Source organism: Legionella cherrii, assembly GCF_900635815.1.
Lineage (GTDB): Bacteria > Pseudomonadota > Gammaproteobacteria > Legionellales > Legionellaceae > Legionella > Legionella cherrii.
Window position 1 is genome coordinate 2719594 of record NZ_LR134173.1, and the last position, 21707, is coordinate 2741300.

Below are 21707 nucleotides of genomic sequence, written 5' to 3' on the forward strand. Positions count from 1 at the left end.
TATGAATTTGTTCGTTGACTATGTACAACCGCTTACAGAATGGTTGCAACACAACCCGCGCTGGTCTTTATTCATTACCTTTCTAATTTCTTTAACAGAATCCTTAGCCATTGTGGGCAGCATTGTACCAGGGAGTGTCACTATGACCGCTATAGGGATCCTCGCTGGTTCTGGAATTATGCGTATTGATTTGACTTTATTGGCTGCTATTTTAGGTGCTGTTGCTGGAGATAGCCTAAGTTATACCTTAGGTTATTATTACAGCGATCGATTAACTGAAATTTGGCCATTTAGTAAATATCCAAAATGGATAGAATATGGTAAGGAATTCTTTAAAACACATGGTGGGAAAAGTGTATTAATTGGTCGTTTTGTTGGTCCTTTGCGTTCAATTATTCCTGTCATCGCTGGCATATTGCATATGAAGCAATGGCGTTTTTTTGTAGCTAATGTCTTATCTGCAATTGGCTGGTCTCTATTATACGTAATGCCTGGCGTCGCAATCGGGGCAGCAAGTCACGAATTATCAGCAGAAAGTGCGACACGTTTATTTATATTGATACTTGTTTTACTTGCAGGGCTCTGGGTTATTAGTTTAGTTATAAAGCGACTAATTCGGTTGTTAAATACTTTTTTAACGGCTTATTTACATGATTTTTGGCTCAGGCTTAAAAACAACTCGCTATGGGCATATGTATACAAAGCATTTACTCCAAAAAGTGAAACAAACCATTATCCTACAGCTGCTCTTGTCCTAATAACCGTAGTTTGTATGCTCTGTTTTTTGATTCTTCTTGGCTTAACTGTTACAACACAATACCTAACTTATATTAATTTGCCTGTCTATCTGTTTTTACAAAGTTTTAACACATTGTCCTTAAAAGTATTTTTTATCTTTTGCACCCAATTAACCTCTACAATAACAATAATTAGCATTTTTATTATTTGTTGTTGCTGGTTCATTTTCCATAAGAATAGAAGAGCGATTATTTATTTATGCAGTCTGATTTTTATAAGCAGTGTGGTGGCGCTATTACTTAACTCACTGATTCATAGTCCTAGACCGTCGGGACTCTTAGTGACTCTTCCAGGATTCTCTTTTCCGGCAACAAATCTTTTGATTGCTACTGGATTATACGGATTTATTTTATTTTACATTAATAGTACCTTTACCTTATTTACGAATATACTGAAATCAATCCTATTTGTAATTTTGGGCTTTAGTGGATTAGGCTCTCTCTATTTAGGAGATTATTGGCTCACAGACGTGTTGTCATCCTATTTTTTAGGTACAACAATTTGTTTAATTCACTGCTTGGTTTATAGAAAATCGAATATCCCTCTCAAGAAAGCAAGACATTCATTGTTAATGATCTCTCCGCTTTTAATCGGCATTCTTTTAGCTTCAGTCACATCGACCTACATTAATTTTAAAACGCTATCTTATAATCACACACCCAACTATAAAAAATTTACTCTAAGTGAAGTAACATGGTGGGAGCAAGAAAAACCTATTCTTCCTATGTATCAATACAGTAGAATCGGCAAAAGAATCAGTTTATTGAACCTTCAATTCGCAGGTAATTTAGAATCATTGCAAAATAGTTTAAATGAGAATGGGTGGAAATTACAAACAGACTCATTTTTTATGAACTTACTTATGCGTATGAATCAGCAACCAAACAGTATTAAACTCCCTTTATTTACCCAATTATATGAAAATAAAGCGCCCCAGCTCGTCATGACCTATACCGATCAAGAGACTAAGTTAACGCTTGAGTTAAGAGTTTGGGAGTCTAATTATAATTTACTTGAATCGAACCAGCCCTTATGGATAGGCAGCATTCATCCATCCAATCGCGCTAACAAGCAGATGAGTAACCAAGGTTATTTTCCAAAACTACTCAATCCATTAAAATATTTGTTTACAAAGAATCACGCCTTTGCAGTCAAACAAATCAAATTACCGGATACTATGATTAAAACAACAATCTATCCGACAGAGCCCTACTTAACCCTTATAAAAGAAAATGATGAAGTCCTTGGTAACTAATCAAACGAACACCTACAAATAAGCACTCTTTATTGAATGCTGTAGAAATGCAAACAATTTCCTACATTTTAATGTAATTTAAAATCTCTGCTTTATTTACTTCTCCTCATCCCCAACTTCCATTCAGCAGTTTCTATCAGTGATTTGATTTCGTCGAGTGATGGTCAATCAAAAAATACCTTCAAGCGTGTCATTATCTATACATCTATAAAAATTACTGTTATAACTATAGAGTTTTAAAGTAAATACTATTTAATTTTGAGAGTATGCTCGAATGTATACACTGGGAAAACTAATCCAAGCTCTTTTTCCATTAATTGCACTAGTACTCTTTATTATTGGAATTAAAAGAAACGCTATTTATTATATCATTTCATCTCTTTGGCTAAGCCTTATAGCCTTACTAATTCATTTCCAGTTTTCAGGAAATCAGATTTTTGGAACTTATTTTAACTATTTTAATGCAGGAATTTATTCATTTAATTTCCTTATATTGCTTCTTGCCTTGATACAGGTCATTTCACATTTAAGTGTTAATGGTCCCGCATTCAAATACACATACGCCTTAATTAGTTCACTTATGGTGGTGGGAGCGTTTATTGTAATTAGTAATCTTTGGATTAATGCATATTTTATAGAAAATAAGTTGGAAGGCACTCCCATAATGCAAGTAGCTCTGTTTGAAAAACCAGATTATTGTGGCAATAAGTATGTTTTTTACAAAATTGATCAAGACAGCACCGTCACATACCTCTGCCCAAATTATTATGGTTTGTTACCTTCAATTGGACACTTAGCGACAAGTCCAGATTTCATTACAACACAATTGTCATTACCTGTTAAAAAACAATTACTTTTGAAACAAAAGAATAAGAGTTAATGTATTAATAAATTATTACAAAGGGTTACGTAGTCCTGATTCGATCTGGAGGTTAAATTGTTCTTTGGGTTAATCTTTGATAATATGCCAATAATTCAGCACTTTAATATTTATATGAAACGGTTATTATCTATTACCATAATGATTCTTAGTTTCAATTGCCATGCAATGGCCCCTAAACTTAATTGGGACCAAGCGGTTGATAAAGCAATAAAACGCTATGGTTTACGAGTTGAACCCCGGCTTAAATCTTATTTCTCCAAAGCAAAAGTAAGTTATCCTCCGAGTGAGATCGCCTTACTCGCTTTTAAATCAGAAAGAAAAGTAGAGCTATGGGCTAAAAATACCAATCAAAAATGGAAACATATACACGACTATCCGTTAACTGGTTTTAGTGGTCGGTTAGGACCTAAGTTACGTGAAAATGACAAACAAATTCCTGAAGGGGTTTATAGACTGGTTAATTTCAACCCTTTTAGTAGTATGCATTTATCCATGATGATTAATTATCCCAATAATTTTGATAAGCAAAAAGGTTATCAAGATGGGAGAAGAAACTTAGGTAATAATATTTTTATTCATGGTAAAAATTTATCCGTGGGGTGTTTGGCTGTAGGCGATCTGGCCATAGATCAGCTTTTTATATTGGCACGTCGTGTTGGTCTAGATAACATTCAAGTCATTATTGCACCAAATGATTTGCGTAAAGGCAAGCCATCAACATCTACATTTGCTCAACCCAGATGGCTTCCTGAATTATACAAACAAATTGCTGAGTCACTAAAACCCTTTAGCAAGAAAAGCTATACAGTTTAAGATCGAGTGAAAAATCAGATGTAGGTTGGGCCAAGGACCAACCTACAAATATGAGAATAGATTTTTGATAGTTTCATAGCCCGGATTAGCACAGCGTATTCAGGGAATTACAGTCTATGCGTCGATACACTTCGAGCTTTTTCAATTATTCCTTTGGTAAAGAAGCCAAAAACTCAGTAACCTCTTTCGGGGATAATTCATAACACTGCCCCCGTGACAAGTACCTTGGCATAGTTAATAGACCATAGCGTATACGTATTAATCGGCTGACTTCGACACCTTGCGATTCCCATAGGCGTCGGACTTCCCGATTACGCCCCTCATTTAAAGTCACATGATACCAAGAGTTAGCACCCTCACCGCCGCGAAATTCTAAACGAGTAAATTTAGCGACTCCATCTTCCAGTTCAACTCCCTTTTGAAGCTTATTTAAGGCTTCAGGACTCACCTGACCATGCACTCTCACAGCATATTCCCTTTCTAAACCATATTTGGGGTGCATTAACTGATTGGCTAAATCACCATTATTCGTAAAGATAAGCAACCCAGAAGTGTTCAAATCCAAACGTCCTACTTGCACCCAACGACCTTGTCTTAAGTGGGGTAAATGATCAAAAACTGTTTTTTCAAATTTAGGATCATGGCGGCTAGAAATTTCTCCAACGGGTTTATGGTAAAGAAGAATGCGTACATTTTGTCTTACCTTAAGTGGATTGGGAATTAATTTTCCTTTTACAGTGATCTTATCTTCAGCACTTGCTGAGTCCCCTAATTTAACCGGTTTTCCATTCACTTGTACCCAGCCATTCTCTATCCATCGCTCCATTTCTCGTCGCGACCCAAGACCTGCTTGGCTTAGTATTTTTTGTAACCTTTCGCTGCTCATTCGGTAATATACTCTTCGTTAGGATTGTGTAAGGTTAATGCTTCCATAACCTCGGGTAAGGTTGGAAGTTCATTTAAATATTTTAAATTAAAATAATTTAAAAATTCTCTCGTCGTTGTATATACAGCAGGTTTACCTGCTACATTTTTATAACCAGAAATACGAATCCATTCTCTTTCCAGCAGTGTTTTCATTATTTGACTGCTTACTGCGACTCCACGCAGTTCTTCGATATCTGCTCGAGTAACGGGTTGCTTATAAGCAATAATGGCTAAAGTTTCAAGTAAAGCACGCGAGTATTTAGCGGGTTTCTCAATTTGCATTCGTGCAATCCAGTTACTGTACTCTTTTTTTGTTTGAATAATAAAACCTGTTGCGACTTGTACCAGATCAAAAGATCGAGATACATACTCCTCCTTTAGGTCATTGATAATCACACTTAAATAGTCTTTAGTGGGTCTTTGCCACTCATCAAAGACCTCTAACATTCTATCAAGAGATACGGGTTCATTACTGCTTAAGAGTAATGCTTCCACTATGTTTTTTAACTCCTTTTCATCCATTTTATGCTGCCTGTAAATGTATTGGTGAAAATGGTTCATTTTGTGTAATCACAATCAGTGATTGTCGTGCTAACTCTAAAATGGCCAACAAAGAAACAACCAATCCAATTCGACCTTCTTTAATAGAAAATAATTGATTAAATTCCAAGAGCTTGTGTTCCTGTAGCCGCATTAAAATATCGCTCATACGCTCACGAACAGATAACACCTCACGAGAGACCTGATGATGACTTATTTGTTCTTCTCTTTTCAATAATGATTTCATTGCATCAATTAAATCCTCGAGTGTAACTTCTGGGTGCACGATTATCCTTTCAAGTTCTGAAGGTACTACTTGAATCATAAAGTGATCACGCTCTTGTCGAGGGAGTCCATCAAGCAGCTCTGCTGCAATTTTTATTTGTTCATAAGCTTGTAGTTTTCTTACTAGTGCCATTCGAGGGTCCTCTTCCTCTTCATCACTCGAAGGTGGCGCTGGTAGTAATAGCCGTGACTTAATTTCTGCAAGCATTGCCGCCATCAACAAATAATCAGCGGCTAACTCCAATCGTCTACATTCCATTAATTGAATGTAATGCAAATATTGTTTAGTAATACTCATAATAGGAATATCTAAGATATCAATATTCTGTTTGCGAATAAGATATAGAAGCAAATCGAGCGGGCCGCTAAATGAATCCAGCAGTACTTCAAGCGCATCTGGAGGAATAAATAAATCATCCGGAAGCTCTGTGAGCTCCTTACCATCAACTATTGCTTTTACTTCCGGATTGCTTGATATTTCAATATCCATGCTAACAACTCATTCTTATTCAGCTGGTCAGTCCACTTTCAAAGATTGACATAATCAACAATAGAATGGATGAACCTGAACCTACGGTCATTATTCTAAAAATTTATGTCATTCCCACAAAAAGACCTGCCGGAATCTATTCGTAAGGCAGGCTTGTGCTGCCCAAAAAAGAAACTCCCGCCTTCGCGCGAACGACGGTTTCTATTTAATAACAGTGAAGCCAGGGAGTCATTATTATAACTCTAAGGACACCCATACAGCTGATATCAATAATCGAGACCCATGACTTCTCGGACCGTACTTAAATTTTTACTAGCCACTTCTCGCGCTGCCTCACTCCCCTCAGAAACGATTCGTTTCACGGAACTTAAATCAGACTCATATTCAGAAATTGCTTCCTGGATAGGCTGTAACTCTTTATTAATCGCGTCGACAACAGGTCTTTTACATTCAATACAACCAATCCCTGCAGAACGACATCCATTTTGTACCCAATCTTTCACTTCATTATTTGAGTAAATTTTATGAAATTGCCAAACTGGGCATTTCTCTGGCTCCCCAGGGTCGGTTCTTTTGACTCGTGCTGGGTCAGTTGGCATCGTCAATACCTTTTTTTCGACTTGTTCCGGCGGCTCTCTTAACATAATTGTATTGTGATAAGACTTAGACATCTTTTGTCCATCAAGCCCAGGCATCTTGGCTGTCTCAGTCAGTAATGGATGCGGTTCTGGTAGAATAATTTTACCACTACCCTCTAAATAGCCTAATAAACGCTCTTTATCGCCAATAGATAAATTAGACTGATCTTCTAAAAGAGCCTGTGCTGTTTTAATCGCTTCGTGATTCCCATGCTCCTGAAATTGTCGACGTAATTCACTATAATATTTGCTGTTCTTTTTCCCCATTTTTTTAATTGCTTCAGCTGCAAGCTCTTCGAAATTAGGCTCCTTACCATAGATATGATTAAATCGACGCGCAATTTCTCTGGTCAGCTCAATATGAGATACCTGATCTTCGCCCACTGGAACATAATCGGCATGATAAATTAGAACATCAGCACTTTGTAATAAGGGATAGCCTAAAAAACCGTAAGTGGATAAATCCTTCTCTTTTATTTTTTCTTGCTGATCTTTAAAGCTGGGCACTCTTTCAAGCCACCCCAAAGGTGTAATCATGGATAAGAGTAAATGAAGCTCTGCATGTTCTGGCACCCATGATTGAATAAATATTCGTGATAATCCAGGATTTACGCCACAAGCCAGCCAATCAATAATCATATCCCATAAATGGTTTTCGATAAAACCAGGTTCATCATATTGTGTTGTTAAGCCGTGCCAATCGGCCGCAAAAAAGAAGCAATCATATTGATGTTGTAATTTAATCCAATTTTTTATTACACCATGGTAGTGACCAAGATGTAATCTTCCGCTAACTCGCATTCCAGAAACAACTCGTTTATTGGAACTAAATAGTGCTGACATCAATATCCTCTTTTTTTAATTATTAATTATCTAAAGGGCTCAGGATCACCTTTACCCTCCCTTATTATCACTGGATAATCACCAGTTAAATCAACTACCGTTGTGGGTTCATGCCCACAATTACCACCATCAATAACCAAATCGATTTGATTTCCCAAAAGATCTCGAATGGCTTCAGGTTCGCTTAATGGAGCCTTGGCACCAGGAAGAATTAAGGTAGTGCTCATTAAAGGAGCATCAAGACAATCCAAAAGTGCCAGTGTAATCAGGTTATTAGGTACCCGTAATCCTAATGTCTTTCTTTTGGGATGCAACATTAAACGAGGAACCTCATGTGTTGCATTAAGAATAAAAGTATAGGAACCCGGTGTGAATGCTTTCAATAATCGAAATATTGGATTTGATACTCGAGCATACGTGCCAAGTTGAGATAGATCACGGCATACAAGAGTCATATTATGATTCTTATCCAATTGACGTAATTTTCTAATGCGCTCGAGCGCGGCCTTGTTCCCCAAACTACAACCTAATGCGTAGCCTGAATCTGTGGGATATACAATTAAACCACCTTCCTCAATGATATTTACCGCCTTTCTCAACAAACGAGCTTGCGGATTATCAGGATGTAATGCAAAAAACTGACTCATAAAGTCCCCTGTTATATGTTCCATTCATGCCAAATAGGCGTACAGTTTGCTGGTAGTTGTTTTTGACCACCAAGATTAACACGTGAAGTGCGATCACTATGATAGTCTGAACCAGAAGAACCTAATAAATGAAAACGAAGACATGTTGCAGCCATTTCATTAACTTCAGTTACTGTCATTTCCCCCGAGACGACCTCTATTCCTACTCCACCTGCTTCTTTAAACTCATTAATTAACTCATGCAATTTAGAACGCGTCAATCCATATTTAAGTGGGTGAGCGATGACTGCCTGACCACCAGCAGCGATAATGCCCTGCACTGCTTCTTGAAGGCTAATCCAGGGAGTAGGCACATAGGCACACTTACCTCTTCCTAAAAAACGTTTAAATGCAGCAGCAAGATCCCTAACCATTCCTTCATTAACGAGAAGCTGTGCAAAATGAGGTCTACCTACTCGTTCATGACCTGCCAAATTACAGGCTTTTAAGTAGGCATCCGAAATACCGAGGGAGTCTAAAGCGCTACCAATTTGCTGCGCACGATTGACTCTACTTTGATTTTGCCGCTCAATCAGTTCCAGAAAATCTGCAGTATGATTTATTTGATAACCAAGGATGTGTAATTCATGCTTTTTCCATCGAACACTGAATTCTATGCCATTAATTATTTTAATGGATGTCGCAGCGGTTGCTTCAAGCAACTCTGAATAACCTGCAACAGTATCGTGATCGGTGAGTGACAAACACCTAATCTTTTGATTTTGCGCTTTTTGTATAAGTTCTTTTGGACTTAAAACTCCATCAGAAAAATTGCTATGACAGTGAAGATCGATCATGAATTCGTGTTATATCAAAAAGAATGATTGTAGCATAAATCTTGCAGGAGATGTGCTTTCTGCACTATTCTTGCATACCTATATTTTTCAAGGTCAAAAAGTATTAAAAATACTATACTCATAATATATATTACTTTATTGAGGAAAACCAAAAAATAATGATTCATAATGTTCATCACGTTAAATTATGCCGAAAATCGATTGCTGCGCGAAATAACAAACAAGCTGATTTTCTCGATTCAATTGATCGCTCTGACATAACTTTTGCTGTTGGTCCTGCTGGAACTGGGAAGACTTATTTGGCTGTATCTAAGGCAATACAATGCTTTGAAAAAGGGGAAGTACAAAGATTGATTTTTGTTAGACCCGCAGTTGAAGCAGGTGAAAAATTAGGTTTCCTACCAGGAGACTTGGTTGAAAAAGTATTGCCCTATTTAAGACCTATTTATGATGCTTTATATGAAATGATAGGTTTTAAAGAAACACAAAAATTAATTCAAACTGATATAATCGAAGTTTTACCTTTGGCATTTATGCGTGGACGAACATTAAACGAATCATTTATTATTCTTGATGAGGCACAAAATACGACCATTATGCAAATGAAAATGTTTTTAACTCGCATAGGTTTTGGTTCAAAAGCGGTGGTAACTGGAGATATGACCCAAGTAGATTTACCCAAGGGTATTGATTCGGGACTTGCCCATGCAGTAGGATTATTCAAAAAAATACCGGAAATTAGTATTCATATGTTCACAAGTCGGGAAGTAGTACGACATCCTTTAGTATCTAAAATTGTTGACTGCTATGATAATGCATCAACAGGAAAAAAATAATGAGTTATTATATTGATATTCAAAATGCAACTGATGAATCCTTACCTGTTAGTGAAGACGAATTAATACGTCTCGCACATCTGGCTTTGCGGGATAAACAAAAAGATGCTGAACTGACCATTCGTCTCGTTACACCAGAAGAGATGATCTACTTAAATCACACATACAGAAAACAAAATAAGACAACAAATGTACTGTCATTTCCCAGTGCTTTGCCTCCTGAAATACAACTTGAATGCCCTCTCTTAGGTGATGTTGTTATTTGCCCGCAGGTATTAGTCGAAGAAAGTAAACAGCTTAATAAAACTTTGGAAGCCCATTGGGCATTGATTTTGATTCATGGAATATTGCATTTATTGGGCTATGATCATATTAAGGATGATGAAGCAACTATAATGCAAGCTATTGAAATTAAATTGTTAGCGGAACTGGGGTTTCCTAATCCTTACGACGCAGAGGGTATTGAACTTGAATAAAGAGGAAGACAATAGTACGTGGTTTGCTCGCTTTAAACAGTTTTTACAAGGAGAACCACAAAATCAAGAGGAACTTGTTAGTTTATTAAGGGACGCTCAAATTCGCTCTCTTATTAGTGCAGAAACTTTGGCAATGATCGAAGGGGCTATTTCATTTTCCAAGATGCGCGTACGCGATATTATGCTGCCTAAAAATCAAATGGTTTGCATCAAGCAAAACGATGAGTTCTGCGATATTATAAAAACTGTAACTCAAACCGGCCATTCAAGGTTCCCAGTTATTGCTGCAGAGGCAGATGAAATCATTGGGATCCTCCATGCAAAGGATTTACTACGCTATCAATCGTCTAATCTGGATAGCTTTGATTTGTTGGATATTTGTCGCTTGGCGGCTTTTGTTCCTGAAAGCCGACGTCTCGATAGCTTGCTCAGTGAATTTCGTAGTAACAAAAATCACATGGCTATTGTTGTGGATGAATATGGTGAAGTTTCAGGATTTGTAACCATTGAGGATATTATTGAACAAATAATCGGCGATATTGAAGATGAGTTTGATATCGACGAAGATGCTTACCTTAAAGTACATGAAGATGGGCACTATATTGTCAAAGCCCATATGCCCATTGATGAATTTAATGAACAACTCAATGCCGATTTTAGTGATGAATTTTATGATACAATTGGTGGTATTGTAATGAATAGTTTTGGTCATTTACCTTCACGAGGCGAAACCATTACAATTGATTCTTTTGAATTTAGAATAATTAATGCAGATGCCAGAAGAATTAAGTTAATGGAATGTATTGATAAACGTAAGGCATAATGAAGTATGAATGGTAATATTCTCATAATTGATGATGATACAGAGCTGACGGATTTATTGTCCCAATATTTGGTGCCTGAGGGTTTTAACGCTGTATGTGTCCATGATGGTGAAAGTGGCGTAAAAAAGGCCTTAAATCAAACTTTTGATGCGATTATTCTCGATGTGATGCTGCCTAAATTAAATGGTTTTGAGGTATTAAAAGCAATTCGAGAGCATTTGGAAACCCCTGTACTCATGTTAACTGCTCGGGGGGATGACATCGATCGTATCGTGGGTCTTGAAATTGGCGCTGATGATTACTTACCTAAACCCTGTAATCCACGTGAATTGGTTGCCCGTTTGCGTGCTATCTTAAGACGTACTCAAAAAATTCCCACTTCAAGACCGATCATTGAACAACATAATATTGTTGTTGATTGTTCCAAACGTCATGTAACTATGGCCGGAAGTTATCTTGAGTTAACCAATGCCGAATTTAATATTTTAGAAATGCTTATTAAGTCACCAGGACAAGCGTTCTCAAAAGAAGAGCTTACTGAATATGCTCTTGGACGAAAATACACCGCTTATGATCGCAGCATTGATGTTCATATAAGTAACCTAAGAAACAAGTTAGGAGATAATCCTCAAGGCGAACCCATAGTTAAGACGGTTCGTGGCTTTGGATATATGTTTAATGCGTAGTCTATATTGGAAAATTTTTATTTCATTTTGGCTTGCCACCATACTTATTATTTTCACTACTGCATGGGTCATCAGCCATATTGTACAAAAGTCATCATTACCCGCACAAGAACAACTCTTTATGGACAGCTATGCGAATGCAGCAGTTGCTACTTATGAATCAGGCAGGCAAGCTGCTTTATTAAAATGGCTCAATAAAATAGGCATTTCTCGTCATATGTCCATTTATTTATTGTCCAGTACTGGTGAAATTATTGGAACACAGGCAGCGCCAGAAAATGTCAAGAAAGTCGCTGAAAATCTGCTTCAAGATCAATTGAGTGAAGGTATTTTAAAGTCAGGAAAGCTCATAGTCAGTCATGAAATTTTATCCACTTCGGGAAAATTCTATCGTCTTGCAGCGGTTAGTGAAAAACCTATCTATCATTTTGTTGGTGTACCGTGGGCAGGTCTAGCTATTCGTCTTATCTTAGCAACATTTATCAGCGGGCTAATATGTTATCTATTATCACGCTACTTAACTCAGCCGTTGCGTTCTTTAGGCATGGCAGCAAAATCAATCGCAACGGGAAAATTAAATACGCGTGTCGGGCATTTAAGAGGCCATCATAACGATGAAATTGCTCAATTAAGTAAAGAATTTGATCGCATGGCAGAGCAACTGGAAAGATTGGTTAATTCAAAAGAACGATTGCTGCAAGATATTTCTCATGAATTACGCTCCCCTCTTGCTCGACTACAAATTGCCATTGAATTGGGGCGCAATAAAACACAACATTTGGCGGATACCGAATTCAACCGTATGGAGCTTGAATGTTCTCGTTTAAATGCATTGATTACAGAAGTTTTAGATTTTGCTCGTTTAGAAAAATCAACGACGGAACTTAATTTATCTGAAGTCGATCTTTCTGAGTTATTGTTCCATATCATCGAAGATGCCAATTATGAGGTTGGTGAGGCTACACCCAGAGTCCAGGCAGGAGTTATCGAGCCTTGTCACTTATTAATCGATGAACGTTTGATTCACAGAGCAATAGAAAATGTGGTTCGCAATGCATTGCACTATTCACCGGCTGCTGAACAGGTTACTGTATCATTAAAATATGATGAAACAAAAGAACACGTATGCATCGAAATTAGTGATAAAGGACCAGGCGTTCCAGACGATCAGTTAGAGAGAATATTTAATCCCTTTTATCGAGTCGATACATCGAGAGCAAAAAAAACTGGGGGATATGGTTTAGGCTTGGCTATAGCATCTCGTGCGATTAAAATGCATCATGGTAAAATTATGGCTCTAAATAATTCGGGCGGAGGATTGCTTGTACGAATTATTCTTAATTCAAATTTTGCGAGTGCAGTTCGAATCGAAAAAACTGAATTAGACTCGCTTATGACCATGTAGGACATCAATGCTGACTCTTCTTAGTGTCTGAAAATGAACTATTTTTTTCTGTCTAATTAAGGTACAATGCTTAGGGTTATACACTCTCCAGGACTATTTATAGAATGACTGTAGCTCAGAAATTAGATAAAGCAAGTGGTATTTTATTCTTCGCTGGCTTTTTGCTTTCAAAGCTCCAATATCTGCCTTTTCCTATTGTATCAGCTGTTTTCAGATTTGTTTCTCTGGGGATCTATTTACTCGCTTATCTTTCTTGGCTTACAGCATCCATTCTTCATCCAGATCATAAAGAACACTATCTAAAATGGTATGGCTTTGCCCAAATAAAAGAACAATTTTTTTATTCATCATTCATAGGGTTAGGTGCAACAATCCTCAGTGTTGCCGCAGTTTTTATCCCTGCTCTATTCCCTCCAGCAGCTTGGCTCTTTTTTCTGGGTAACCTGGTATGGACCGTTGGCGAATATCATAAATTAAGAAACCCACTGGATAAAAATGCCTCTTATTCTAAACAAAGTGCTTATTGCGGTTATGCTACAACATCATCTGCTATATCATTTGTCACCGCAATCTCAGCCACTCTTATATTCATATTTCCTCCTATGGCAATCCCCATTACTATTTTTTCGCTGATCGTTTGTGTAGGGCTTGGTGCTTTGGCCTTTGAATTCTGGCTTAACTCCTCCTTTGGGGATCATAAACCAGCTACAGGACCTGGACCAGGTAGTTATGTGCAGATGGGCGATACACTAGGACCGTCACCTTCCCCGGAGCATGCTGATACACCCGAACCAGGCTGTTGGAGCGGCTTGTTTTCTAGTCCCAATGATAAAACTAATAAATCAATTTCAAATTCTATTGAATTAATTGATGCAGTGAAACATCAAGAAATTGCAGGAGGACATAGTCTTAGTAACAATAGTCTTTTATAATTGAATAAATAGTATCTATTTTATTGAGACTTATTATGGATCCCAAAATTACCACAATGATTACAAATGCATATCAAGCACTTGCTCATTCATACTCACCCTACTCCAAATTTAGTGTAGCCTGTTGTATTTGTACGGATAAAGATAATCTGTATACAGGCGTTAATGTGGAAAATAGCTCTTATGGTTTAGCAGTATGTGCAGAAACTTCAGCAATCTCAGCGATGGTTTCTGCGGGGGAGCAGCATATTAAAAGTATGGTGGTACTTGCAGGAACCAATGAATTGTGTTCACCATGTGGTGCGTGCAGACAAAGGATTTATGAGTTTGCAACACCCGATACCCTAGTCCATCTGTGTAATAAAGATTCGATATTGCATAGCTTAAAAATTGATGAACTCCTGCCGTTGGCTTTTAAGTTTGATTTTAACTCTTAACATAATAGGAAAATTTGTATGACCGATACTGCAACCAAGCAGAACTATGCTCATTTAGCAGCAAACCATATCAAAAAACTCTATCCTTCATTTAAGCCAGCTATTGCTGTGGTTTTGGGATCTGGATTAGGTAAATTTGCTGATGAATTAAAAGATTCAATCCGTATCAATTATGATGAATTACCTGGATTTCCTAAAATTACAGTACAAGGACATGGTGGTAATTTAATTCTTGGCTATTGGAACAACGTAGGTGTTGTCTGTTTGCAAGGACGAGCTCATACGTATGAAGGTATAGAAAACTATGAGACGGTTAAGACCTACGTTCGGACTTTGAAACTTCTGGGATGCACCTATTTTATTGCAACTAATGCCTCAGGTTCACTAAGAGAAGATGTTGGCCCAGGGGAACTAATGCTCATTTCCGACCATATAAATTTGCAACCAAGTAACCCTCTAATAGGTCCTAATGATGATGAGTTTGGTCCAAGATTTTATCCTTTAGATAATGCTTATGATAAACAGATGCGTTTCGATTTATTATCAATTGCAGAAAAAAATTCAATCAAACTGACTGAAGGAGTTTATATCTCTGTATTAGGTCCACACTATGAAACAGCCGCAGAAATTAAAGCATTTAAAATTTGGGGAGCAGATGCGGTGGGAATGTCTACAGTCCCAGAAGTTTTAGTAGCCAACCACTGCTCTATGCATGTAGCAGTAATTGCCATGATAACTAATTACGCGACTGGCCTTTCAAAAACAGCTCATAGTCATGAATCAGTCGTTGCAATGGCAGAAAGTGCCGCTGAACAGCTGAATCTTATCCTAAAACAATACATTGCGAGCCTAAAGTGACTTTAGAGACCCATTTCAACGAGGTCATGCATGTTTTGCTTGGCAGTTATCCTCATCGTGGGATAACGGCCAAACAACTCATCCATACACTCGATCTCACCTTATTGGATGAGCAAGCAACCGATGAATCATTATCTCAATTGAAACAGAATGCCAATCTGAACCATGTTGCTGCACTATGTATTTACTCACAACATCTAGAACAGTGTTCCTCGCAAAATATCATCCCCTTGGCAACAGTGATCAACTTTCCTTATGGAAAGGATGACTTAGACTTTTCACTTGCATCTATAGAACAAGCGATACAATTAGGCGTAACTGAAATTGATTATGTCCTTCCCTATCATTTGTATCTGCAGGGACAGAAACAAAAAGCATTAGCCCAATGTCGTGCTGTTTCAAAATCATGCAAACAACATAATCTTGTTTTAAAAATTATTTTGGAAACGGGTGCTTTCCCTGACATGCAAACCATTTACAATGCAAGTAAAGAACTAATTGAATCAGGTTGCGATTTTCTTAAAACATCTACAGGTAAAATACCTTTAGGTGCGTCTTTATCCGCAGTATTTGCGATTTTAAGTGCAATCAGAGATACAAAAGCAGACTGTGGCGTTAAGGTTTCTGGGGGTGTAAAAAAAACCCAGGATGCATACAATTATGCGACGCTCTCAGAACTAATAATCGACAAACAAATTAACAAAAGCTGGTTTCGCATAGGAGCGAGCAGTTTATTAAATGAACTGTTAAAAATAATTTAATTCTCGGTTATACTTCGTGCGGCCAAACATTAAATTGATGATATGACTCGGTGTTATTTCGGTCATGTCCTAACTGGAGTTTAAGCCCTATGAATAAAAACAACTTATTTAAATCTGTTTTAATATTACTTTTTGGCTTTATTTTAATAAGCTGCAACAAAGCATTGCCTCCCGGTGAGTATGATACAAATGAAGTTGGCAAAGTTAAAAAAGTAATACCTGGAACAATTATTTCTAAACGTCCGGTGAACTTACATCGAAACATGAATAATATGACTAAAAGTACAGGCAATGGGTTTGTAGATAATGGTTATAGTCAAACCCGTGGTGTTGAGTACGTTATTAAATTAAATTCTGGTGGAATTATTTCTGTGGTTCAGTCCGAAGATCTCAGGCTTAAAACAAAACAAAAAATTCTTGTAATTTATGGAAAACACACACGTGTTGTGCCAGATAATGGAAGTGAGACGTTTTAATAAACTGTCACCATGGCGATAACTTTTGGATGAATCAATCCTGTGATGCTAATACAGCCTGGTTGCTATCAGCCGGGCTTTGTTAATCCTAAAAAGATGACTTAAGATTTAGATGCATTCATTAATTGGAACTAAATAGAACCCTCTTTTGGTGCCCCCTCTAGATTCAGCTCATCAATTCGTTTATCAAATTGACATGCAAGCTCATTGCTTTTTTAAAATTGCTCAAATCTTGATTCTCATTTACAAAGGACTTACTGTTTATGAATTTATAAATAACCTATATCGCTACTGCCAACCACATCCATGCTCCATAGTACCCGCTCACGATAAAAGCTTTAAAACAATCCTGTGGTTCTCTTTTCTTAATAAGCTTTTGTTGGTAAATCAAGATAAAACCCGCTATACACCAAATAATATAAAAAAATAAATTCATTTGATTTACCAATGCCCAATACAGCCATAAGCCATGAAATAAACTCTGTAACACACCAATAATTAATCGATCATAATCAGCAAACAAAATTGCAGTGGATTTTACCCCAATTCGTAAATCATCTGCTTTATCGGCCATAGCATACATGGTGTCATAAACAAGGATCCAACAAAAATTGATTAAAAATAATAAAAAACATTCAATAGTTAACGTGAAACCTGAGGCGACATAAGCCATAGGTATCCCCATAGAAAATGCCAAACCAAGAATCAGTTGTGGAGCGTCTAAAAAACGTTTGCAAAATGGATAGAGCAAAGAAACAAATAATGCGATTAATCCAAGATAAAAGCAATTTCGAGGTAACTGAATTAATATAAACAATGCGGCTAAAAGCAATACAATTAATAAAAGGAAAGCCTCGGGTAAAGTCACCTCTCCAGCAGTTAATGGTCTTAATTTAGTGCGAGCAACATGCCTATCGATATTTCGATCGGCAATATCATTAATGACACAGCCTGCTGCTCGCATAAGAACTGTGCCGCCTAAAAAAAGGAGAAACAGTCTAAGTGATGGCTCTCCTTTGTTTGCTAGCCACAAAGCCCAGGCAGTGGGATACCATAGCAATAAAATTCCCACCGGTTTATCAAAGCGCATTAATCGCCAATACGCATTCCATTTCATGGATTCAAATTCTCAAGTTCAGGTAACATAATTTCAACTAAATAAAATGACTCCTTTTGTTGAAATGAAAATTCTGCGAGGCGAACCCAAAGTACACCATGAGCTGAATCCAAATTTCGTTTTACCCAATAATATTCTAAACAATGTTGATCAGCCGGATAACTGATCCATTGCACGCGACGCACTTTCTCTTCATCAAAAATTAAGTTTTTTATGGATTCATTTTTAAGGCGTCCAAAAAAATCGGGAGCGAGGTCATAACATTTTTTAGGAATAATACTTCGGGCATACCAATAAGCGACACCATGACTTCTCATAATAATGTCACGCTGAAAAACCATTTCATCTTCAATTTGTAAAAGATTTTTATTCCACCAATCAGTATTTATCCAACATTGGGAAATAAGTTCAATTTTTGCCTCACCTTTTATTTCCTGTAATTTATCAGTTAATGAAGATTGATAATTGAGCCACTCGGTAAGAGGCTCGGATCTTTTTGCATTTATTGTAAAAATTGATTGGGTATTAATAGCCATCGATGGTATTACTTAAAACAAAATATTATCAGTAAGATCTTACAAAATTAACGCTCCAGCGACAAGTTATTGCTGACTCTTATTCTTCCTAGTCGATTTAAAATCACAGTGAATTGCTCATGAGTCACTTTATTAATTAAGGTAAAATGTCCATTGCTCATTGCCTGTCCAAGAACAGTAGAAAATGTGATCTTATTTGTTGAACCAGCACCCTCCCAATTCAAACTCCAGCGTGGATGACTCCATTGCCATTGATAAATCAGTTTGTCTTGATTGGTTTGTTTATCTAAAAAACTCAAAACCATACCATTTGACCAATTGGATGAACTATCTATGGGAGTAAGATATACTGGACTGCCAAGAATAATCGCCTGAATCTTGGCATATTGAATTGCTGCTCGTAGTTCATCAATTATTGTTTGTTGCTCATTTTTATTGATGAAATAAGTATATGAAGCGATTCCTAATAGTGATAATCCTATAAATAATGCCATTGTTATCACTAACTCAAGAAGTGTAAAACCTTTACTTTTCATAAAAATAAATACCACTCCATGTCTACTCCTGGTGCGAATGGAAGTAAATAAAATATCATGTATTGCAACATATTACATGTTAAAAGAAAACGCCTCATCAGAGTCATCCTCTTCATAATAAACACCTGAAACTACAGTTTGCAAAGGCTCACTTTTTCTGCTCATCGAACGAAGTAAGCGAGTATTAATTTGAGAATCCTTGCTCCATATACGCAACATACGCAAACATTGTGGAAAAGTTAAATCCCAACGTGCAAAATACTCGTCTTTATCCATGTTTTTATTCCCATTCAACAAATCAAGCACCTGACTCAATGCATCATACACCTCTTTACCTGGATTTTTTTTAAGTTCTTTTAATAACTGAATCACAATATGAAGTATTAAATGGGTCTCGTTGCGAATTTTTGCAAAATGCTCTAAACAAGCAAAGGGATCTTTCAACAAAAATGAATGCCGAGCGTAATCAAAGATTTTTTTGTCCGTGCTGTCTTTTAATAATGACTGCGATAACTTTAAAAATACTGGATATACCGCAAGTAAAATTTTGTGATTCTCCATTCTCACTGCAGAGGAAAAGGTGTGCGATATTTCATTACCAAAAAATGTTAATGGACGATCTTCATGTAAGGGGCTATTTAATGAAGAAGATCCCGAATTGAAATAAAGAGCTTTTAATTCTTGAGCCTGTTTTAGCAAATCAACGCGATTAGGAGCAGTAGATTCCTCAAGAAGTTGATACACCCTATCAAACCATTGTCTATCTCCTCTATAACAACAATAAGAGAGCAATTCACCTAAAGAGCTGAACGTCTCATACATGAACTCTTCATTATCATACTCATCAAATTCATTTTTGTGATAGCGCATATTTAAGTAGTTTATTGTCTCTTTATAACCTGACTCAATCATTTTTTTTCTTGTTTTCTCTTCCACAGTAAATGATGAGGTAGATACATTATCCACATTAATCACAATGGATTGGCATGCATATTTTCTTAATTTCAAACGGTCTTTTTCCCACCCACTGGCAGGATCACTGACCCCAGTGAGCAAGCGATAAATCCAGTTTAATACTATATTTTCCCTATAGACCCTATCCATTACACGATCTATTGCCTTTCTTTCGGGTCCATCATCGAATTTGACAGCGAGTACTTTTAAATTATTACCATATTCGGATTCGAGTAATGTTGTATGATCATCCACAAAAGCTTCGGTAGGAAAATTATTCAATACACCACCATCATTATGCGGATCCCCATCAATATCCGTCGAACGATAAACTATAGGAAAGCTTGCTGATGTTTTAACTGCCTCACTTACTTCAAAATTTGGTGAGCGTAAAAATGAAAAATAGCGTGTTTCTCCTTTACGTTTATTCGTAGCCGTTACCACCAACTCTTTCCCTATGCCACATCCAGGACATTTTTTTCTTATATCTTCTAAGGTTGCGAAAGTAATTTTTCCTTCTGGATAGGGAATTCGATATTTAGCAACGATTTCATTTAATTTATAGGCAATTGCATAATCAAGAGCTGTCTTTAACGAATGAGCTTCTGAAATTCCATTAATATTAATATCGAAATGAACTAAATGTTCATGTTTAAAATGTTTAAATAATTCTTCAATTTCAGCCGCTGAATAGCCTAAATAACACATTAAAGCCATAATGGCGCCCGCAGAACTACCCGCGAACTTTTCAGGATATATTCTGGCTTCATTTAGAGCCTTCCAAACCCCAATATGTGCAAAAATTTTTGCACCACCACCGCAAAGAACGATATTTTCAATATTAGGTTTTCTTTCTCTGACTAAAATCTCATGAGATTTTAAAAATCGAAATATTTCTATTTTTTTTGATTCATATAAGGGAACTATTTGTTTTTCTTTAATGGATTTGCTTTTAACTTTTTCCTCACCCAGCCATGGAAATAACCAAATCCAAATTCGAATATACCAAGGTTTCATTGAGACAAATCGCTGCATTTTTCGATAATCATACATTTTATCCAGACGTTCCTGCGGATCAGACACTTCTATAGATTGAGGGTGCGGACTTTTGCATACCGATTCAAATCTGATATTTTTTAAATTGAGCGTAATAAGCTGGTCGACTAATTTATCGGTAATAAAAATTCGTTTTGTATTTCCTAAAGGCTCCTGTTGTAAATCATTGTGGGCTTTGTACTTTGTTCCTGTTCCAGGTACTAGAAATTGATTGAAGCCGATCAATATTCCATGAGTCCCTTGACACATTTCAATTCCAGTCAATTGATAGTGAGATATTTTTTTCAGTGACAAATCGATATCGCTTACTTTCCAATAGTCTAAATACAAACCTTGGAACCAGCTTACTATTCTACCCCACCAAGACAAAGGGACCTCAGCAGTAAAACCTCGATATTCATTTACGGTAACACCTCTTAAAAATACCTTCGTTTTATCTTCTTGATGCGGATCTAAGAACCATTGCATAAATAGGGCTCTTTTTTCTTCACTTAGACGTGTGAAATCGAACATCATCTGCTCGTTGTCAAATAAATAGTTCCCTAAGGCAATTTTATTATCTGGAGGCAAGCCGTTGATTTGTAGACGACCTAAGTAGGCAGTAATAATAATTTTTTTTAATAAATCCAGATTTTTAGCATATTGAGCTGAGTCAGAGTCAAGCAACTGACTTATTACGTGTTGTGGTGTCATCACTTATCCTTAAGTTATGATAATCCATTAATTCATTCAGCAGCTTTATTTTATTTTGCAAAATTTCCTATTCCGCTTATATCTTCCTTTTGTTTAAGCTCCTGCTTTTCTTAATCACCTTATTCATTGTAGTGATACGGTTGGATGCCTAGCTGTTTTATTATTTTTA

Annotated in this window: 23 protein-coding genes; 13 read left to right on the plus strand and 10 right to left on the minus strand. The window is 36.8% G+C overall.

Features of this window, described 5'->3' with window-relative positions; genetic code table 11:
- Window position 1: 1 nt before the first annotated feature.
- The 3 genes from EL022_RS11460 (at window position 2) to EL022_RS11470 (ending at window position 3749) form a co-directional block, all read left to right on the plus strand.
- Window positions 2-2053 carry a VTT domain-containing protein gene (locus EL022_RS11460; RefSeq protein ID WP_028380438.1) on the plus strand — a complete coding sequence of 684 codons (2052 nt, stop codon included), beginning with the start codon at window positions 2-4 and terminating at the stop codon, window positions 2051-2053.
- 274 nt (window positions 2054-2327) lie between these two features.
- Window positions 2328-2933, plus strand: coding sequence for a hypothetical protein (locus EL022_RS11465; protein WP_028380437.1), 606 nt, complete (start codon window positions 2328-2330; stop codon window positions 2931-2933).
- A gap of 168 nt (window positions 2934-3101) precedes the next feature.
- Window positions 3102-3749, plus strand: coding sequence for a L,D-transpeptidase family protein (locus EL022_RS11470; protein WP_035900620.1), 648 nt, complete (start codon window positions 3102-3104; stop codon window positions 3747-3749).
- A 145-nt stretch (window positions 3750-3894) separates the two neighbouring features.
- Here the strand turns inward: EL022_RS11470 and rluB are convergent, their stop codons facing one another.
- The 6 genes from rluB to EL022_RS11500 form a co-directional block, all read right to left on the minus strand.
- Window positions 3895-4635, minus strand: a complete 741-nt coding sequence (gene rluB, locus EL022_RS11475) for a 23S rRNA pseudouridine(2605) synthase RluB (RefSeq protein ID WP_028380435.1) — start codon at window positions 4633-4635, stop codon at window positions 3895-3897.
- Window positions 4632-5198 carry an SMC-Scp complex subunit ScpB gene (gene scpB, locus EL022_RS11480; RefSeq protein ID WP_028380434.1) on the minus strand — a complete coding sequence of 189 codons (567 nt, stop codon included), beginning with the start codon at window positions 5196-5198 and terminating at the stop codon, window positions 4632-4634. Before scpB ends, rluB begins: the two co-directional genes overlap by 4 nt.
- A gap of 1 nt (window position 5199) precedes the next feature.
- On the minus strand, window positions 5200-5991 hold the full coding sequence (locus tag EL022_RS11485) for a segregation and condensation protein A (protein WP_028380433.1): 792 nt from the start codon (window positions 5989-5991) through the stop codon (window positions 5200-5202).
- A 266-nt stretch (window positions 5992-6257) separates the two neighbouring features.
- Window positions 6258-7472: a tryptophan--tRNA ligase gene (locus EL022_RS11490; RefSeq protein ID WP_028380432.1), complete on the minus strand. Its 1215-nt coding sequence runs from the start codon at window positions 7470-7472 to the stop codon at window positions 6258-6260.
- Window positions 7473-7498: 26 nt separating this feature from the next.
- A complete protein-coding gene (locus EL022_RS11495) occupies window positions 7499-8119 on the minus strand; it encodes an L-threonylcarbamoyladenylate synthase (protein WP_028380431.1) in 621 nt (206 codons plus the stop codon).
- 11 nt (window positions 8120-8130) lie between these two features.
- A complete protein-coding gene (locus tag EL022_RS11500; protein ID WP_028380430.1) occupies window positions 8131-8955 on the minus strand; it encodes a PHP domain-containing protein in 825 nt (274 codons plus the stop codon).
- A gap of 158 nt (window positions 8956-9113) precedes the next feature.
- Here EL022_RS11500 and EL022_RS11505 point away from each other — a divergent pair, with 158 nt between their 5' ends.
- The 10 genes from EL022_RS11505 to EL022_RS11550 all read left to right on the plus strand — a co-directional run bounded on the left by EL022_RS11505 (window position 9114) and on the right by EL022_RS11550 (window position 16646).
- Entirely contained in the window at window positions 9114-9791 is a 678-nt protein-coding gene (locus tag EL022_RS11505) for a PhoH family protein (RefSeq protein ID WP_081776853.1), read from the plus strand.
- On the plus strand, window positions 9791-10267 hold the full coding sequence (gene ybeY / locus EL022_RS11510; RefSeq protein WP_028380429.1) for an rRNA maturation RNase YbeY: 477 nt from the start codon (window positions 9791-9793) through the stop codon (window positions 10265-10267). Before EL022_RS11505 ends, ybeY begins: the two co-directional genes overlap by 1 nt.
- The gene (locus EL022_RS11515; protein ID WP_162151242.1) at window positions 10254-11090 is read left to right on the plus strand and encodes an HlyC/CorC family transporter; all 837 of its coding nucleotides are present in this window, start codon (window positions 10254-10256) and stop codon (window positions 11088-11090) included. The genes ybeY and EL022_RS11515 overlap by 14 nt, the downstream gene beginning before the upstream one ends.
- A 6-nt stretch (window positions 11091-11096) precedes the next feature.
- Entirely contained in the window at window positions 11097-11777 is a 681-nt protein-coding gene (cpxR, locus tag EL022_RS11520; protein ID WP_028380427.1) for a two-component system response regulator CpxR, read from the plus strand.
- Window positions 11770-13182, plus strand: coding sequence for a two-component system sensor histidine kinase CpxA (cpxA, locus tag EL022_RS11525; protein WP_028380426.1), 1413 nt, complete (start codon window positions 11770-11772; stop codon window positions 13180-13182). Before cpxR ends, cpxA begins: the two co-directional genes overlap by 8 nt.
- A 104-nt stretch (window positions 13183-13286) precedes the next feature.
- A complete protein-coding gene (locus tag EL022_RS11530) occupies window positions 13287-14114 on the plus strand; it encodes a membrane protein (RefSeq protein ID WP_028380425.1) in 828 nt (275 codons plus the stop codon).
- A gap of 35 nt (window positions 14115-14149) precedes the next feature.
- Window positions 14150-14551, plus strand: coding sequence for a cytidine deaminase (cdd, locus tag EL022_RS11535; protein WP_028380424.1), 402 nt, complete (start codon window positions 14150-14152; stop codon window positions 14549-14551).
- 18 nt (window positions 14552-14569) lie between these two features.
- Window positions 14570-15409 carry a purine-nucleoside phosphorylase gene (locus EL022_RS11540; protein ID WP_028380423.1) on the plus strand — a complete coding sequence of 280 codons (840 nt, stop codon included), beginning with the start codon at window positions 14570-14572 and terminating at the stop codon, window positions 15407-15409.
- Complete coding sequence (gene deoC / locus EL022_RS11545; RefSeq protein WP_028380422.1) at window positions 15406-16170, plus strand: deoxyribose-phosphate aldolase; 765 nt, start codon at window positions 15406-15408, stop codon at window positions 16168-16170. Before EL022_RS11540 ends, deoC begins: the two co-directional genes overlap by 4 nt.
- A gap of 89 nt (window positions 16171-16259) precedes the next feature.
- Window positions 16260-16646, plus strand: coding sequence for a hypothetical protein (locus tag EL022_RS11550; RefSeq protein ID WP_028380421.1), 387 nt, complete (start codon window positions 16260-16262; stop codon window positions 16644-16646).
- A gap of 280 nt (window positions 16647-16926) precedes the next feature.
- Here the strand turns inward: EL022_RS11550 and ubiA are convergent, their stop codons facing one another.
- From ubiA to vpdC, 4 genes are all read right to left on the minus strand, one after another.
- Complete coding sequence (gene ubiA, locus EL022_RS11555) at window positions 16927-17763, minus strand: 4-hydroxybenzoate octaprenyltransferase (RefSeq protein WP_028380420.1); 837 nt, start codon at window positions 17761-17763, stop codon at window positions 16927-16929.
- Window positions 17760-18299, minus strand: a complete 540-nt coding sequence (locus EL022_RS11560; protein ID WP_028380419.1) for a chorismate--pyruvate lyase family protein — start codon at window positions 18297-18299, stop codon at window positions 17760-17762. Before EL022_RS11560 ends, ubiA begins: the two co-directional genes overlap by 4 nt.
- Window positions 18300-18346: 47 nt before the next feature.
- Window positions 18347-18835, minus strand: coding sequence for a GspH/FimT family pseudopilin (locus EL022_RS11565; RefSeq protein WP_028380418.1), 489 nt, complete (start codon window positions 18833-18835; stop codon window positions 18347-18349).
- Window positions 18836-18907: 72 nt separating this feature from the next.
- Entirely contained in the window at window positions 18908-21538 is a 2631-nt protein-coding gene (gene vpdC, locus EL022_RS11570; RefSeq protein WP_028380417.1) for a Dot/Icm T4SS effector VpdC, read from the minus strand.
- Window positions 21539-21707 lie beyond the last annotated feature (169 nt).